This is a genomic window from Ideonella alba, from assembly GCF_018069875.1.
In the GTDB taxonomy this organism is placed as follows: Bacteria; Pseudomonadota; Gammaproteobacteria; order Burkholderiales; family Burkholderiaceae_C; genus Ideonella; species Ideonella alba.
Map to the genome: position 1 here is coordinate 157,258 of NZ_JAGQDF010000001.1, position 15,789 is coordinate 173,046.

Annotated in this window: 18 protein-coding genes; 11 read left to right on the forward strand and 7 right to left on the reverse strand. The window is 69.9% G+C overall.

Annotation, left to right across the window (positions count from 1 at the left end):
* Window positions 1–95 precede the first annotated feature (95 nt).
* A complete protein-coding gene (locus KAK07_RS00695; protein WP_210858410.1) occupies window positions 96–1,007 on the reverse strand; it encodes a YicC/YloC family endoribonuclease in 912 nt (303 codons plus the stop codon).
* A 33-nt stretch (window positions 1,008–1,040) separates the two neighbouring features.
* Between KAK07_RS00695 and KAK07_RS00700 the strand changes: the two genes are divergently transcribed.
* The 6 genes from KAK07_RS00700 to KAK07_RS00725 all read left to right on the forward strand — a co-directional run bounded on the left by KAK07_RS00700 (window position 1,041) and on the right by KAK07_RS00725 (window position 6,968).
* The gene (locus KAK07_RS00700) at window positions 1,041–2,009 is read left to right on the forward strand and encodes a serine/threonine protein kinase (protein WP_210800820.1); all 969 of its coding nucleotides are present in this window, start codon (window positions 1,041–1,043) and stop codon (window positions 2,007–2,009) included.
* Between the two features lie 173 nt (window positions 2,010–2,182).
* Window positions 2,183–3,094, forward strand: coding sequence for a PP2C family protein-serine/threonine phosphatase (locus KAK07_RS00705; protein WP_210851860.1), 912 nt, complete (start codon window positions 2,183–2,185; stop codon window positions 3,092–3,094).
* Window positions 3,095–3,155: 61 nt separating this feature from the next.
* Complete coding sequence (gene rph, locus KAK07_RS00710; protein WP_210851861.1) at window positions 3,156–3,896, forward strand: ribonuclease PH; 741 nt, start codon at window positions 3,156–3,158, stop codon at window positions 3,894–3,896.
* A 4-nt stretch (window positions 3,897–3,900) separates the two neighbouring features.
* Window positions 3,901–4,530 (forward strand): non-canonical purine NTP pyrophosphatase, encoded by a 630-nt coding sequence (locus tag KAK07_RS00715; RefSeq protein ID WP_210858417.1) that lies wholly within the window; start codon window positions 3,901–3,903, stop codon window positions 4,528–4,530.
* Window positions 4,531–4,537: 7 nt separating this feature from the next.
* Complete coding sequence (gene hemW / locus KAK07_RS00720; RefSeq protein WP_210858419.1) at window positions 4,538–5,734, forward strand: radical SAM family heme chaperone HemW; 1,197 nt, start codon at window positions 4,538–4,540, stop codon at window positions 5,732–5,734.
* Window positions 5,735–5,843: 109 nt separating this feature from the next.
* Complete coding sequence (locus KAK07_RS00725) at window positions 5,844–6,968, forward strand: glycerophosphodiester phosphodiesterase family protein (protein WP_210858421.1); 1,125 nt, start codon at window positions 5,844–5,846, stop codon at window positions 6,966–6,968.
* Window positions 6,969–6,984: 16 nt separating this feature from the next.
* Here the strand turns inward: KAK07_RS00725 and KAK07_RS00730 are convergent, their stop codons facing one another.
* The 3 genes from KAK07_RS00730 to KAK07_RS00740 are packed head-to-tail and all read right to left on the reverse strand — an operon-like array spanning window position 6,985 to window position 9,683.
* The gene (locus KAK07_RS00730) at window positions 6,985–8,079 is read right to left on the reverse strand and encodes a protein-glutamate methylesterase/protein-glutamine glutaminase (RefSeq protein WP_210851864.1); all 1,095 of its coding nucleotides are present in this window, start codon (window positions 8,077–8,079) and stop codon (window positions 6,985–6,987) included.
* A gap of 25 nt (window positions 8,080–8,104) precedes the next feature.
* Window positions 8,105–8,803, reverse strand: a complete 699-nt coding sequence (gene cheD / locus KAK07_RS00735; protein WP_210858423.1) for a chemoreceptor glutamine deamidase CheD — start codon at window positions 8,801–8,803, stop codon at window positions 8,105–8,107.
* Window positions 8,804–8,834: 31 nt separating this feature from the next.
* On the reverse strand, window positions 8,835–9,683 hold the full coding sequence (locus KAK07_RS00740; protein ID WP_210858425.1) for a CheR family methyltransferase: 849 nt from the start codon (window positions 9,681–9,683) through the stop codon (window positions 8,835–8,837).
* A 222-nt stretch (window positions 9,684–9,905) separates the two neighbouring features.
* Between KAK07_RS00740 and KAK07_RS00745 the strand changes: the two genes are divergently transcribed.
* The 4 genes from KAK07_RS00745 (at window position 9,906) to KAK07_RS00760 (ending at window position 12,432) form a co-directional block, all read left to right on the forward strand.
* A complete protein-coding gene (locus KAK07_RS00745; protein ID WP_310738461.1) occupies window positions 9,906–10,628 on the forward strand; it encodes a GGDEF domain-containing protein in 723 nt (240 codons plus the stop codon).
* Entirely contained in the window at window positions 10,625–11,407 is a 783-nt protein-coding gene (locus tag KAK07_RS00750; RefSeq protein ID WP_210851868.1) for a MinD/ParA family protein, read from the forward strand. The genes KAK07_RS00745 and KAK07_RS00750 overlap by 4 nt, the downstream gene beginning before the upstream one ends.
* On the forward strand, window positions 11,404–11,823 hold the full coding sequence (locus tag KAK07_RS00755; RefSeq protein ID WP_310738463.1) for a group II truncated hemoglobin: 420 nt from the start codon (window positions 11,404–11,406) through the stop codon (window positions 11,821–11,823). Before KAK07_RS00750 ends, KAK07_RS00755 begins: the two co-directional genes overlap by 4 nt.
* Window positions 11,824–11,949: 126 nt before the next feature.
* On the forward strand, window positions 11,950–12,432 hold the full coding sequence (locus KAK07_RS00760) for a DUF6622 family protein (RefSeq protein WP_210858427.1): 483 nt from the start codon (window positions 11,950–11,952) through the stop codon (window positions 12,430–12,432).
* 22 nt (window positions 12,433–12,454) lie between these two features.
* Here KAK07_RS00760 and KAK07_RS00765 read toward each other — a convergent pair whose 3' ends face one another.
* Entirely contained in the window at window positions 12,455–12,796 is a 342-nt protein-coding gene (locus tag KAK07_RS00765) for a YciI family protein (RefSeq protein ID WP_210858429.1), read from the reverse strand.
* Window positions 12,797–12,888: 92 nt separating this feature from the next.
* On the opposite strand from KAK07_RS00765, the gene KAK07_RS00770 reads away from it, so the two are divergent.
* Window positions 12,889–13,335 carry an SRPBCC family protein gene (locus KAK07_RS00770; RefSeq protein ID WP_210858431.1) on the forward strand — a complete coding sequence of 149 codons (447 nt, stop codon included), beginning with the start codon at window positions 12,889–12,891 and terminating at the stop codon, window positions 13,333–13,335.
* Window positions 13,336–13,347: 12 nt separating this feature from the next.
* On the opposite strand, the gene KAK07_RS00775 is transcribed toward KAK07_RS00770, so the two are convergent.
* Both KAK07_RS00775 and lysS read right to left on the reverse strand, forming a co-directional pair.
* Window positions 13,348–13,998 carry a Smr/MutS family protein gene (locus KAK07_RS00775; RefSeq protein WP_210851873.1) on the reverse strand — a complete coding sequence of 217 codons (651 nt, stop codon included), beginning with the start codon at window positions 13,996–13,998 and terminating at the stop codon, window positions 13,348–13,350.
* A gap of 188 nt (window positions 13,999–14,186) precedes the next feature.
* Window positions 14,187–15,710: a lysine--tRNA ligase gene (lysS, locus tag KAK07_RS00780; RefSeq protein WP_210858433.1), complete on the reverse strand. Its 1,524-nt coding sequence runs from the start codon at window positions 15,708–15,710 to the stop codon at window positions 14,187–14,189.
* Window positions 15,711–15,789: the final 79 nt, after the last annotated feature.

Here is a 15,789-nt window from a genome sequence, read left to right on the forward strand (position 1 = left end):
GACCTGACCCGTTCGGGGGCGGCCCATGCCCGCGGACGTCAGGGCGTTCAGCGCAGGCCCCGGGGGGCAGCGAGAGCTGCGGATCCCGGGAGCCGCTACTCGATGTTCTGCACCTGCTCGCGCATCTGCTCGATCAGCACCTTCATCTCCACCGAGATGCCGGTGAGCTCCAGCGCCGCCGACTTGCTGCCCAGCGTGTTGGCCTCGCGGTGCAGCTCCTGGATCAGGAAGTCCAGGCGCTTGCCCAGTTCGCCGCCGGCCTTCAGCAGGCGCTCGATCTCGTCGAGGTGGGCGCTCAGGCGCGACAGCTCCTCGGCCACGTCGATGCGGATCGCGAAGGCCGCGGCCTCACCCAGCGCGCGGTCGCGCGCTGATTCGGCGCTGACCTGGGCGCCGGCGCCGGCGTTGTCCAGCGCCTCGTTCCAGCGCTCCAGGAAGCGCTCCTGCTGCTTCTTCACCACGGCCGGGATCAGCGGCGCGGCCTGGGTGGCCAGTGCGCGCAGGGCGTCGATGCGCTCCATCAGGATGGCCACCAGGCGCTCGCCCTCGCGGGCGCGGGCCTCCTTGAGGCCTTCAATCGCCTGCCGGCCGGCCTGCATCGCCAGCTCGTCCAGGGATTCGCGCGGCGTGCTGACGCCGCTGCCGCGGCACCATTGCAGCGCCTCATGCACGCTCAGCGGTGCGGCCTTGGGCAGCCAGGCGCTGACCTGAGATTCCAGACGCGCCAGGCGCGACAGCTGCTCGCTGCTGGGCAAGGGCAGGGCGCCGTCGGCCGCGCGCTCGAGGTTGCCGCGCACCTCCACCTTGCCGCGGCGAAGTGCCGCGGTCAGGGCTTCGCGCAGCGAAGGCTCGATCTGGCGCAGCTCGTCCGGAAGGCGAAAGGCAATGTCCAGGAAACGGCTGTTGACCGAGCGGAGCTCAAGGTGGACGCCGTCGGTGGCAGCGCCACCCTCGGCCGACGGCTTCGCGCCCGCATGGGCGAAACCGGTCATGCTGTAGACTGGCATGGCGCTTTTCTTGCAGGAAGACAGAACGCGATTATGTCAAAGCCCAAACCCGCCCCGTTGCCCGCCGGCACCGTGGTCGGCGGCTACCAGATCATCAAGAAGCTGGCCGCTGGCGGGTTTGGCGTGGTCTACCTCGCCGAAGACGAACAGCGCCGCCTGGTGGCCTTGAAGGAGTACCTGCCGGCCTCGCTGGCCGAGCGCTCCGCGGGCGAACTGATTCCGCGTGTGCGTCCCGAAAAGCAGCCGCTGTACCGCCTGGGCCTGAAGAGCTTCTTCGAGGAAGGTCGCGCACTGGCCCAGATTTCCCACGCCAGCGTGGTCTCGGTGCTGAACTTCTTCCGCGAGAACGAGACCGTCTACATGGTGATGAACTACCTGCAGGGCGACACGCTGCAGGACTTCATCGTCACCGCGCGCGAACTCAAGCGCGAGAAGGTCTTCCGAGAGTCCACCATCCGCAGCCTGTTTGATGAGATCCTGCGCGGCCTGCGCATCGTCCACCAGCACAAGATGCTGCACCTGGACATCAAGCCGGCCAACATCTTCATCACCAACGACAACAAGGCGGTGCTGCTGGACTTCGGCGCGGCGCGCGAGGTGCTGTCCAAGGAAGGCAACTTCATCCGCCCGATGTACACGCCGGGCTTCGCCGCCCCCGAGATGTACCGCCGCGACGGCAGCCTGGGCCCCTGGACCGACATCTACGCGATCGGCGCCTGCATCTATGCCTGCATGCAGGGCTATCCGCCGGCCGACGCGCCGCAGCGCATCGAGAAGGACCGCCTGCCGATGTCGCTCTCGCGCATGCGCAACACCTACTCCGACAACCTGATCGAGGTGGCCGAGTGGTGCATGTCGCTGGACCCGTTGTCGCGGCCGCAAAGCGTGTTCGCCCTGCAGAAGGAACTCTCGCGTGAGACCGAGCGCCGCTACACCGCGCTGAGCTTCACCGAGCGTCTGAAGCTGCAGATCGAGAACCTGAAGTCCGGCGCCCGAACTTGAGAGGCTGAAAGTCTTTCACTCATGCCCGCCTTTCACCTGAAAACGCCCCCGCTCGTCGTTGCAAATGCTCGCCATAGCCCGAGCTATGGCTGCGCTTTGCGCCTAGATCGGAGGCGTTTGCAGGCGCCTGTCGGGCACGATCGAAAAACTCTCAGCCTCTGAGCCGAGCCACCATGCGTTTCTCCGTCTACCAGATCAGCCGCAAGGGCGGCCGCGAGCTCAACGAAGACCGCATGGGCTACTGCTACACGCGCGACTCCGGCCTGTTCGCGCTGGCCGACGGCATGGGCGGCCACCCGGAAGGCGAGGTGGCCGCGCAGCTGGCGCTGCAGACCCTGGCCTCCACCTTCCAGCGCGAGGCCAAGCCGGTCCTGAAGAACCCCTCGAAGTTCCTGCAGGACGCGGTGCTCGCCGGCCACCACCAGCTGCTGCGCTACGCCACCGAGAAAGGCCTGGTCGACACGCCGCGTACCACCGTGGTCGCCTGCGTGATCCAGGGCAAGTCGGCCTACTGGGCGCACTGCGGCGACTCGCGCCTGTACCTGGTGCGCGGCGGCCAGCTGCACGCCCGCACCCGCGACCACAGCTATGCCGAGCTGCAGCAGACGCTGGCCCAGGTCGTGCCCATCGAGGCCAATTTCAACCGCTCGGTGCTGTTCACCTGCCTGGGCAGCCCGGGCAAGCCGGTGGTCGACACCGCCGGCCCCACGGTGCTCAAGCCCGGCGACCGCCTGGTGCTGTGCTCCGACGGCCTGTGGAGCGTGGTGCCCGACGACGAGATCGTCGACACCCTGACCCAGCGCCCCTTGTCGGACGCCGTGCCCGAGCTGGTCGAGCAGGCGCTGCGCAACGGCGGCAGCCATGCCGACAACGTCACCGTGCTGGTGGTCGAATGGGAGGCCGCCGAGGACACCGACTCCACCCAGGGCATCTCCACCCGCACGCTGGGCGAGGATGTGTTTGCGTCCACCATCCAGGCCAGCGTCGGCGATGGCCTGCTGGCCGACCTGGACGAGGCCGAGATCGAACGCTCGATCCGCGAGATCAACGAGGCCATCCAGCGCTCGGCCCGCAAGCCGACCTGAGCCACTGCATCCCACCCCGGCGGCCGGCATGATGCCGGCCGCGCCACTTCGAGAGACTGTCATGAGCTACCAACGCAGCGCCGAACGCGCCGCCAACGCCCTGCGCCCGCTGCGCATCACCCGTGGCTATACCCGCCATGCCGAAGGCTCGGTGCTGATCGAGTTCGGCCAGACCCGGGTGCTGTGCACCGCGTCGGTGGAGGAACGCGTGCCGCCGCACCAGAAGGGCAGCGGCGAAGGCTGGGTCACCGCCGAGTACGGCATGCTGCCGCGCGCCACCCACACCCGCGGCGCCCGCGAGGCCGCCAAGGGCAAGCAGAGCGGCCGCACGCAGGAGATCCAGCGCCTGATCGGCCGCTCGCTGCGCGCGGTGTTCGACCTGAAGGCGCTGGGCGAGCGCACCATCACGCTGGACTGCGACGTGCTGCAGGCCGACGGCGGCACCCGCACCGCGGCCATCACCGGCGCCTTCGTCGCCGCGCGGGACGCGGTCAACGGCCTGCTGGCCAGTGGCGCGCTGAAGACCGATCCGATCCGCGACCAGGTGGCTGCGATCAGCGTGGGCATCGTCCAGGGCACACCGCTGCTGGACCTGGAGTACACCGAGGACTCGGCCTGCGACACCGACATGAACGTGGTGATGACCGGCTCCGGCGGCTTCGTCGAGGTCCAGGGCACGGCCGAAGGCGTGCCCTTCAGCCGCGCCGAGATGGACGCGCTGCTGCAACTGGCCGCTGACGGCATCGCCACCCTGGTGCAGGCCCAGCAGGCCGCGCTGGCGCAGCCCCTGGTGAAGGACTGAGTCGGTGAAGCTGGTCCTGGCCTCCAACAACGCGAAGAAGCTGAAGGAGCTCTCGGCGCTGTTCGGCGCGCTGCCGATCGAGCTGGTCACGCAGGGCAGCCTGGGGGTGGCCGAGGCCGAGGAGCCGCACATCACCTTCGTCGAGAACGCGCTGGCCAAGGCCCGCCAAGCCGCGCAGGCCACCGGCCTGCCGGCGATCGCCGATGACAGCGGCCTGTGCGTGGACGCGCTGGGCGGCCACCCCGGTGTGCAGAGCGCCGTCTACGCGCCACTGCAGGCGCCCGAGGGCCTGGAGCGCGAGGCCCGCCGGGCGCTGCAGGACGAGGCCAACAACGCGCTGCTGCTGCAGCGGCTGCAGGACCAGGCCGACCGCCGCGCCAGCTTCGTCTGCGCGCTGGTGGCGCTGCGCAGCGCCGACGACCCCGAGCCGCTGATCGCCTTCGGCCGCTGGGGCGGCGAGATCCTCACCGCGCGCCAGGGCCAGGGCGGTTTCGGCTACGACCCGCTGATGTTCATCCCGGTCTTCGGCCAGACCGTGGCCGAGCTGGCCGCCGAGGTCAAGAACGCACACAGCCACCGCGCGCTGGCCGCGGCGCAGATGGTGGCGCTGATGTGCTCGGCCTGGGGCCTCTGAGCGGCGCATGGACGAGCTGCAATCGCGCTATCTGCGCCCCGGCACACTGCAGCTGGGCGCGCCGCCGCCGCTGTCGGTCTATGTGCACCTGCCCTGGTGCCTGCAGAAGTGCCCGTACTGCGACTTCAACTCGCACGCCGCACCGGCCGACGGCCTGCCCGAGGTGCGCTACCTGGACGCGCTGCGCGCCGACCTGGAGCAGAGCCTGCCGCTGGTCTGGGGCCGCAGCGTGCACAGCGTGTTCATCGGCGGCGGCACGCCCAGCCTGTTCTCGCCCGAGGGCATCGAGCGCCTGCTGGCCGACCTGCGCAGCCTGCTGCCACTGCAGCCCGGCTGCGAGGTCACGCTGGAGGCCAACCCCGGCACCTTCGAGCAGGGGCGCTTCCGGGCCTTCCGCGCGGCCGGGGTGACCCGGCTGTCGATCGGCGTGCAGAGCTTTGACGACGCTGCGCTCAAGGCGCTGGGCCGGGTGCATGACCGGGGCCAGGCCATCGCTGCGGCCACGCTGGCCGCCGAGGTCTTCGACACCTTCAACCTCGACCTGATGTACGCGCTGCCGGGCCAGGACCTGGCGGCACTGGACCGCGACCTGGACCAGGCCCTGGCCTTTGCGCCGCCACACCTGTCGCTCTACCACCTGACGCTGGAGCCCAACACGCTGTTCGCGCGGCAGCCGCCGGTGCTGCCCGACGAGGACACCGCGGCGCTGATGCTGGACCGCCTGGCCGAGCGCACCGCGGCCGCCGGCCTGCAGCGCTACGAGGTCTCGGCCTACGCCCGGCCCGGCCACCGCTGCGCCCACAACCTGAACTACTGGCAGTTCGGCGACTACCTGGGCCTGGGCGCCGGGGCGCACGGCAAGCTGAGCTTTCCGCACCGCGTGCTGCGCACCGTCAAGTGGCGCGAGCCGGCGGCCTATCTGCGCGAGGCGCTGGCGGGACGCGCCACCTCGAACGAGGAGGAGGTGGGCCGCAAGGCGCTGCCCTTCGAGTTCATGCTCAATGCGCTGCGGCTGCGCGAGGGCTTCGAGGAAGCACTGTTCATGGAACGCACTGGCCTGCCCCCGTCGGCCGTGTTGCCGCGCCTGGAGGCCGCCGCGGCCGAAGGGCTGATCGAGCCCTTGATGACGGCGCAGGGCCGCTGGTGGCGCCCCACCGCCCGTGGCTTCGACTTCCTCAGCGACCTGCAGGAACGCTTCCTCTGACATCGGCGCGCCACGGGCGCGTCACGGTCTGGTCACCCCGTGTGGCGAGCATGTGCTGCTCGTCCCGCCAGCACGGCGGACGTCAGATGACGAACACAGGAGGACCTTCATGCACACCCCCCTCTGGCGCGCGCTCGCGCTGGCCGCTGCCGCGCTGGTTCTGCAGGCCTGCAGCGGTGGCGACACCGTCACCACGCTGGATGGTGGCCCGACCCTGGTCATCGGGCACCGGGGGGCTTCGGGCCTGCGCCCGGAGCACACGCTGGCCAGCTACCAGCGCGCGATTGACGACGGCGCCGACTTCATCGAGCCGGACCTGGTGCTCACCGCCGACGGCGAAATGGTCGCCCGCCACGAACCCATGCTCGACAGCACGACAGACGTGGCCGACAAGTTCCCGGCCAGCCGCATGCGCACCCGCCTGGTCGATGGCGTCGAAACCACAGCCTATTTCGCCGGTGACTTCACGCTGGCCGAGATCAAGACGCTGCGCGCCCGGCAGTCACGCGCAGGCCGCTCCACCGCCTACGACGGCCTGTATGAGATCCCGACGCTCGCCGAGGTCATTGCCCTGGCCCTGGGCGCGGGCCGCACGGTCGGCATCTACCCTGAGATCAAGCACTCCACGTTTCATGCCGGGCTGTTCGGCGTGAACGTCTTCGAGGACAAGCTGGTCGCGGCCCTGCACGCCGCCTGGGGCAACCGTGCCGATGCCCCGGTGTACATCCAGTCCTTCGAGGTGTCGAACCTGCAGTACCTGCGCACGCGCACGGCGATGCGGCTGGTGCAGCTGATCGATGCCGATGACGTCAAGGCCGACGGCTCGATGTCGCTGGTCGCCCCCTACCGCCAGCCCTACGACTTCGTCGTCAAGGGCGATCCCCGCACCTTCGCCGATCTGCTGAGCGACCAGGGCCTGGATTTCGTGAAGGGCTATGCCGACGCGGTGGGCCCCTGGAAGCCCTACCTGGTGAAGACGGTCGACGACGGCACGGACCGCGATGGCGATGGCCAACTGACGATCAACGACCGGCGCCTCGTGGGATCGACGGGCGTCATCGAGCGGGCGCACCAGCGTGGCCTGCGGGTCCACACCTGGACCTTCCGCAACGACGCCAGCGGCTACGGCTTCAGCGATCCGCAGCAGGAGATGACCTACTACATGCAGCTGGGTGTGGACGGTGTGTTCACCGACTTCCCGGCCACCGGCGTCGCGGCACGCAAGGCACTGTGACCGGGCGGCGCCGCGCTCAGACCCGGTGCAGCATCGCGCCGTGGGTGGCGCGCAGGCGCTCGATCAGCTTGGGCGCGATCTGGGTGAGCGGCAGCACCTCGTTGGCGGCGCCGTGGTTGATGGCTTCGCGCGGCATGCCGAAGACCACGCAGCTGGCCTCGTCCTGGCAGTAGTTGTAGGCGCCGGCATCGCGCATCGCCTTCATGGCCTTGGCGCCGTCGCCGCCCATGCCGGTCAGCATGATGCCGAAGGCATTGGGGCCGACCACGCGCGCGGCGGATTCGAACAGCACCTCGACCGAGGGCTTGTGGCGGTTCACCGGCTCGCCGTCGCGCACGCGGGCGATGTAGTTGGCGCCGGAGCGCTCCACGCTCAGGTGCAGGCCGCCCGGCGCGATGTAGGCGTGGCCGGGCAGGATGCGTTCGCCGTCCACCGCTTCCTTCACCCGGATCTTGCACAGCCCGTCCAGCCGCGCCGCGTAGCTGCGCGTGAAACCGGGCGGCATGTGCTGGGTGATCACCACCGCGGGCGAGTCGGGGGGCAGGTTGACCAGCACTTCCTTGGTGGCCTCGGTGCCGCCGGTGGAGGCGCCGATGAAGATCAGCTTCTCGGTCGACACCCGGCCCAGGCTGGGCAGGGGCGCGCTGGGCGCGGCGGCGGCCGGCGCCGCGCCGGCCTGGGCCACGGTGGACGGCGGCAGGCGACGGATGTGGGCGCGGCTGGCGATGCGGATCTTGTCGGTGATCTCCTCGGCCAGCTGTTTCAGGCCATCGGAGATGCCGACCTTGGGCTTGGCGACGAAGTCCACCGCGCCCAGCTCCAGCGCCTTGAGCGTGACCTCGGCGCCGCGCTCGGTCAGCGTGGAGACCATCACCACCGGCATCGGCCGCAGGCGCATCAGGCGGGCCAGGAAATCGATGCCGTCCATGCGCGGCATTTCCACGTCCAGCGTGATGACGTCGGGGTTGATGTTGCGGATCATCTCGCGCGCCGCAAAGGGATCGGCGGCAGTGCCCACGCACTGCATGTCCGGTTGCCGGTTGATGATCTCGGCCAGCAGGTTGCGCACCAGCGCCGAGTCGTCGACCACCACGACACGTGTCTTGGCCATGTTGTTTTCCTTGGGTTCGTGGTCCTCAGAACAGATCGATCGAGCCGCCGCCGGTGCTGGCCGGCACCACCTTCTGGGCCGCGGCGCGTTCCTGCGCCACCAGGGCCTCGGCATTGGTGGGCGCCAGGCGCTTGACCATGGCCTTGCCGCTGGCCGGCAGGAAGCAGACCTTGCGCGGGTAGACGTCCATCACGTCCTTGGAGACGATGGGAATGCGCTCGGTGGCCAGGAAGTGGGTGACGAACTCGGTGTTGCGCTCGCCCACGTTGATCGAGTTCATGCCGCTGATCACCGCGCCGCCGCCGAAGATCTTGGCCTCCATCGTCAGGCGCGAGGCGCCGCGCTTCATCATCTCGTTGATCAGCAGTTCCATCGCGTAGCTGCCGTAGCGGCCGCTGTCGCCGCTGCCTTCGGGCAGCATGAAGTGGTTCATGCCGCCAATGCGCTTTTCGCGGTCCCACAGGCAGGCGGCGATGCACGAGCCCAGCGTGGTCATCACCAGCAGGTCCTCGTTGTCGACGTAGTACTCGCCGGGCAGCACCTTGACCGCCTCGTTCTTGAAGTGCGCGTCGTAGAAGAAGAAGGAGGCCTCGCCGGGCTTGCGCGACACGGCCTTGAGCCGCTCCAGGCGCGAACCGGCCGGGCTCTGGCCCGTCATCAGGCCGCTCAGGCGCGGAGGCGGCATCGCAGGCCGGGGCGAGGAGGTCGAGGGGGTCAGGGCCATGGGGTGTCCTGTGGAGCGGGTGGGTTCGGGGTCAGCTGCGCTGGTAGATGGTCTTGCCGCGCAGCTGGAACAGGTCGCGCGAATCGGTGAAGTTCTCCGAATGGCCGACGAACAGCAGGCCGCCCGGTCGCATCACGCCGTGGATGCGCTCCAGGACCTTTCGCTGGGTGGCATGGTCGAAATAGATCATCACGTTGCGGCAGAACACCATGTCGAAGGGTTCGCCCAGCGACCAGCTGGTGGACATCAGGTTGAACTGGCGGAACTCCACCAGCCGCGCCAGCTCGGGCTTGACGCGGATGAAGCCGGCGTTCGGCCCGGTGCCGCGCATGAAGTGGCGGCGCAGCCGCTCGGGCGACAGGCCGCGCGCGTCGGCTGGGTACACCCCGCGCTGCGCGGTGGCCAGCACCTTGGTGTCGATGTCGCTGCACATCAGCTTCCAGCCGGCACCGTTGCCCAGCACCTCGGACAGCACCATGGCCAGCGAGTAGGGCTCCTCGCCGGTGGAGGCGGCGTTGCACCACAGGCGCACCGGCTTGCCGGTGGGATGGGCGCGCAGCGCTTCGGTCAGCGCGTGGAAATGGTGCTCCTCGCGGAAGAAGGAGGTCAGGTTGGTGGTCAGGCAGTTGATGAACTCCTGCCACTCCGATTCGCCGGCACCGTTCTCCAGCCAGCGCAGGTATTCGGCAAAGCTGCGGTGGCCGGTCTCGCGCAGCCGGCGCGACAGCCGGCTGTAGACCATGGCGCGCTTGCCGTCATGCAGGCTGATGCCGGCGCGCTGGTAGATCAGCTGGCGGGTGCGCTCGAAATCGGCGGTGCCGAAGGCGAACTCCTGCTCGCTCTCGTCGCCCGGGCGTTGGATCTCGGCTAGCTGGTTCATCGTGGCGCACGCGGTGGTCGTGATCGGTGGTGACAGGCCGCGCCCGGGGCGCAGACCTGCGTCATGCCCCACAGTCTTGCGGCTGGCGGCCGGCTGTGGCGGGTGGAGTTGCACCCGCTTTGGGGGCCTTTTCCGGGCCCTGGCCGGGTGGGGCCCGCTGCTAGACTGATCCGCACCACCGGGACCCTGCCCAGGCAGGCCGGACAACCGCCTTTTCGTGCCGTGACGCCACCCCTTGCCACCCGTCTGTCGGACACCACCGCGCTGCGGCTGGACTCGGCGCTGCAACTGCTGCAGCAGTCGGGCCACGCCGCGTTGCCGGGTGCGCCGGGCAGCGTGGCCTGGCTGCAGGGGGTGATCGACGCGCTGTGCGACCTCTCCAGCCGTGACGCGCTGACCGGTCTGGCCAACCGCCGCGCCTTCGAGGCGGCGCTGGGCCGCGAGATCGACCGCGTCGCCCGCTCCGGCGAGCCGGCCCTGCTGCTGCTGCTGGACATCGACCATTTCAAGCGGGTCAACGACACCTACGGCCACCAGGCTGGCGACGTCGTCATCCAGGCGGTGGCCGACATCCTGCGCGACTGCGTCCGGCCGATGGACCTGCCGGCCCGCATCGGCGGCGAGGAGTTCGCCATCGTGCTGCCCAACTGCCCGCCGGCCTTCGGCCAGACCGTGGCCGAGCGCCTGCGCGCCCGGCTCGAGAGCCAGACCATCGCGCTGGGCCCGCAGCAGCACCTGGGTGTGACGGTCAGCGTCGGTGGTGCCTATGCCCCGCAGTGGGTGCGCTCCTCGTCCACGCTGTGGATCGAGCGGGCCGACCTGCAGCTCTACCGCGCGAAGGCCGAGGGCCGCAACCGCACCTGTCTGGAACCGACTCCCGTGTCGCTGGTGAGCGCCGAGGAGAAGGGCATGCTCTTTGGCGGCCCGAGCTGGGATCAATCATGACGACCGCCTCCGCCCCCACCGATCGCCGCGCCCAGATCACCGCCATCACCAGCGGCAAGGGTGGCGTGGGCAAGACCTTCGTCTCGGCCAACCTGGCCGCCGCGCTGGCCCGCCAGGGCGAGCGGGTGCTGGTGCTGGACGCCGACCTGGGCCTGGCCAACCTGGACGTGGTGCTGAACCTCTTCCCCAAGGTCACGCTGCACGACGTCTTCACCGGCAAGAACTCGCTGGAGGACGCGATCCTGCCGGCCCCCGGCGGCTTCTCGGTGCTGCTGGCCGGCTCGGGCATGGTCGAGTACTCGCGCCTGACGCCCGAGGTGCGTGACCAGCTGACCGAGGTGATCCAGCGCGTGCGCCCGCGCTTCGACCGCATCCTGCTCGACACCGGCGCCGGCATCTCCGATGTGGTGCTCTACACCGTCTCACTGGCCGACGAGGTGCTGGTGGTGGCCACGCCCGAGCCCACCTCGCTGACCGACGCCTATGCCACCATCAAGGTCCTGGCCACCACCCAGGGCCGGCGTGACCTGCAGCTGCTGGTCAACCAGGTCGGCCGCAGCGGCGAGGGCCGCACCATCCGCGGCCAGCTGCAGCAGGTGGTCGATCGCTACGTCACGCCCGGCCTGTCCGAGCCGGTGAAGCTGGCCTTTGTGGGCGAGCTGCCGGTGGACCCCAACGTGCGCGAGGCCGTGAAGCGGCGACAATTGCTGCTCGAATGCTTCCCCGGGAGCCCCGCCGCCCAGGCCGTGGTGGCCGTGGCCACCCGCCTGGCCACGTGAGCTCTGCAGACCACCCCGACGACGCCCCCCCGCCCGGCCCCACGCCCTTTGACCGCCTCGGCGGCGAGAGCGGCGTGCGCGCCCTGGTCGACCGCTTCTACGACCTGATGGACCTGGAGCCGGCCTACGCCCGGCTGCGCGCCGTGCACGGCAGCACACTGGCCGACGCCCGCGACAAGCTGTTCTGGTTCCTGTGCGGCTGGCTGGGCGGCCCGGACCATTACATCCAGCGTTTCGGCCACCCGCGGCTGCGCGCGCGCCACCTGCCCTTCAGGATCGGCAGCGTCGAGCGCGACCAGTGGCTGGCCTGCATGTTCCAGGCGATGCAGGAACTGAACGTGGAGCGCAGCCTGGCCGAGCGGCTCGAGAAGAGCCTGTTCGACACGGCCGACTGGATGCGCAACACGCCGGGCTGACCGGATCCAGCTGGCGCCGCGACGGCGGCGTTTCGCGCCGCGCGCCGTCATTTCATCGCACGCCCCATGCGGCGCGGCGTCCCGGCCGCGACAGTCTCCCCATCGATTGATTCACCGGAGACTGCCATGACCGCCACCATCCCCACCTGGGTTCCCGTCCTGTTCGTCGCGCTGGCCTGGCTGGGCTACCGCCTGTCGCAGCCGCGCACGGTCCGCCCCGGCAAGCTGCTGCTGGTGGCGCTGGGCATGTTTGCCTTCTCGCTCTACGGCCTGGTCGGCACCTTCGGGCTGGCGCCGCTGGCGCTGGGGCTGTGGCTGCTGGGCTATGCCTTGTCGATGACCCTGGGCGCCCGGCACTTCACGGCGCGCGGCCTGACAGCCGTGGGTGAGCTGGTCCGCATGCCTGGCAGCTGGGTGCCGCTGGCGCTCCTGATGGGGATCTTCATGGCCAAGTTCGTGCTGGGCGCGGCCATGGCGGTGCGCTCGCCGATGCTGCACGACCTGGCCTTCATCGCGGGCATGAGCGGGGTGCTGGGTGTCCTGAGCGGTGGCTTCGGAGCCCGTGCGCTGGCGGCGCTGCGTTGCGTGGCCCAGACCCCGGCGGCCTGAGGCCTCCCAACCAGCGCCCGGTTCAGGACGCCGGATCGAACATGATCTCCCGCACGTCCTGGGCACAGCGGCAGGCACGGGCGATCTTCGCCGCCCAGGCCAGCGCCTCGTCGCGCGTGGCCACCTCGATCACCGAGAAGCCGCCGACCACCGCCTTGCGCTCGGGCACCGGACCGGGGGTGACGGTGCCGTCCGGCGCCACGACGGCGGCCTGCTGACGCTGCAGGCCGCCGCCAAAGATCCAGACGCCGGCGGCCTTGGCCTCACTCAGCACGGCGTGCGCGGCCTCGCCGACGGCGGGCCAGTCGGCGTCGGGGATGTGGTCCATCGCGCCGTCGTCGAAGGAGATCAGGTAGCGGGGCATCGCGGGTGTCCTTGTATCGTGGGCGGTGTCGAACCGGGCCGGGTTCATTCGTCGTCCTGGCTCCACCCCTCGTCTTTGAAAGGCACCCGACCATGGCCACCGGCACCGTCCGACTGCACCGCATCCTCAAGGCGCCGCCCGAGCGTGTCTACCGGGCTTTCCTCGAGCCCGACGCGCTGGCGCGCTGGCTGCCGCCCTATGGCTTCACGTGCATCGTCCACCACCTGGACGCCCGCGTGGGCGGTACGCACCGCCTGTCCTTCCGCAACTTCGGCAGCGGGCACGCCCACTCCTTTGGCGGCGAGTACCTGGAGCTGGTGCCGAACGAGCGCCTGCGCTACACCGACCGCTTCGACGACGCGAACCTGCCTGGCGAGATGACGGTCACCGTGCAGCTGCGGGCCGTGGTCTGCGGCACCGAGCTGAGCGTGGTGCAAGAGGGCATTCCGGCCGTGATCCCCACCGAGATGTGCTATCTGGGATGGCAGGAATCGCTGGAGCAGCTGGCCCGCCTGGTCGAGCCCGAGATCCCGGGCTGAGCGGCGGGCGGCTCAGCGCTGCCGGCTGGCCAGCAGCACGATCAGTGCGCCGGCGCCGCCCTGCGGCCCGCTGGCCTGCGCGAAGGCGATGACTTCCTGGCGCTGCGCCAGCCAGCGCTGCACCTTGGCCTTGAGCACCGGCTGCTTGCCGGGCGAGCCATGGCCCTTGCCGTGGATCACGCGCACGCAGCGGTGGCTTTGCTGGTGGGCCTGGCGGATGAAGTCGGCCAGGCTCTCGCGCGCCTCGTCGCGGCGCAGGCCGTGCAGGTCCAGCTGGCGCTGGATCGCCCAGTGGCCCTTGCGCAGCTTGGCCAGCACATCGGGTGCGATGGCGGGGCGGCGAAAGCCCAGGCCGTCGTCGGTCAGCAGCAGCGACTCGACATCGACCTCGTCGGACAGCGCCTCGGCCAGCGCAGCCTGTTCGTCCAGCTCGCGCTGGCGCGGCTCGGGCGGCGGCGGCTGGTGGGCGTGCAGCACCCGCTGCGGTCCCTTGACCGGCTGCACCGGGCCCACGGCCAGCGCGAAGGCCTGCTGCTCACGCCACCGGCGCGCCTGCTCGGCGGCCTGGCGCTGGCGCTCGGCCTCGGCAGCCGCCTCGGCGCGGCGCAGCTCGTCGCGCAGGGCGCCGAGATCACGCAGGTCGCGGACAGCTCGCTTGGTCATGGCCCAAGGCTAACCGATCGCAGAGCAAGCCCGGGCGGACCAGCCGCAAACCCCCTCGTCACACTGACTGGAGCCTCCCTCTCGGAGGGAGGCTGGAGGGAGCCAAACGCCGAACTGGAGCCCCCTTCTCGGAGGGGGGCTCGGGGGAGCTCAACGCGATAGCCTCAGGCTAGGAGCCCTGTGGGCTCCTAGCCTTCCCGGCGCAGCGCCGGGAACAGGATGACGTCGCGGATGCTGGGCGAGTTGGTCAGCAGCATCATCAGGCGGTCGATGCCGATGCCGCAGCCGCCGGTGGGGGGCATGCCGTACTCCAGCGCGCGGATGAAGTCGGCGTCATAGAACATCGCCTCGTCGTCGCCGGCTTCCTTGTTGGCCACCTGGGCGTGGAAGCGCTGGGCCTGGTCCTCGGCATCGTTCAGCTCGGAGAAGCCGTTGCCGAACTCGCGGCCAGTGATGAACAGCTCGAAGCGCTCGGTGATGGTCGGGTTGCTGTCGCTGGCGCGGGCCAGCGGCGAGACCTCCACCGGGTAGTCGATGATGAAGGTGGGCTGCCACAGCTGCTCCTCCACCACCGCTTCGAACAGACCGAACTGCAGCTGCGCCAGGCCCCAGTGCTTGGGCGGCTCCTCGCCCAGTTCCTTCAGCCGGGCGTGGATGGCGGCGGCATCGTCGGCCTGGGCGGCGGTCAGGCCGGCGTGGGCCACCAGCGAGTCGCGCACCGACAGGCGGGCGAAGGGCTCGTCCAGGCGCACTTCCTTGTCACCGTAGACCAGGCGGGCGGTGCCGGTGGCCGCGCGCGCGGCATGGCGCAGCAGGGCCTCGGTGAAGTCCATCAGGTCGTGGTGGTTCCAGTAGGCCGCATAGAACTCCATCATCGTGAATTCCGGGTTGTGCCGGACGCTGATGCCTTCGTTGCGGAAGTTGCGGTTGATCTCGAACACCCGCTCGAAGCCGCCCACCACCAGGCGCTTGAGGTAGAGCTCGGGCGCGATGCGCAGGAACATCTCCTGGTCCAGCGCGTTGTGGTGGGTGGTGAAGGGTCGCGCATTGGCGCCGCCCGGGATCGGGTGCAGCATCGGCGTCTCAACCTCGAGGAAGCCGTGCTCGACCATGAAGTTGCGGATCGAGGCCACGCCCTTGCTGCGGGCGATGAAACGGGTGCGCGCCTCCTCGTCGGTCATCAGGTCGACGTAGCGCTGGCGGTACTTCTGCTCCTGGTCGGTCATGCCGTGGAACTTGTCCGGCAGCGGGCGCAGGCTCTTGGTCAGCAGGCGGATGCGGCTGGCCTTGACCGAGAGTTCACCGGTCTTGGTCTTGAACAGCGTGCCCTCGCAGCCCAGGATGTCGCCCAGGTCCCAGTGCTTGAACGCGGCCAGCGCCTCGGGGCCGACCATGTCCTGGGTGATGTAGAGCTGGATGCGGCCGGTGGCGTCCTGCAGCGTGGCGAAGCAGGCCTTGCCCATCACGCGCTTGAGCATCATGCGGCCGGCCACGCTGACCTGCACGGGGGCGCCTTCGAGCGCCTCGTTGTCCTTCTCGCCATGCGCCTGGTGCAGCGCGGCGGCGCGATGGCCGGGCTTGAAGTCGTTGGGGAACACCGCCTGGCCGCTGGCCTGGGCCGCGGCGCGCAGGCCGGCCAGTTTCTCGCGGCGCTCGGCGATCAGCTGGTTGTCGTCGTCGGGCGTCAGGGGAACAGGCGTGTCGTGGCTCATGGCGGAAGACAAGAAGGGGTGAGGCCCGGAAGCTGCGGGCAAACCCCCGATTGTAGGTGGCCGGCTGAACCGGACATGA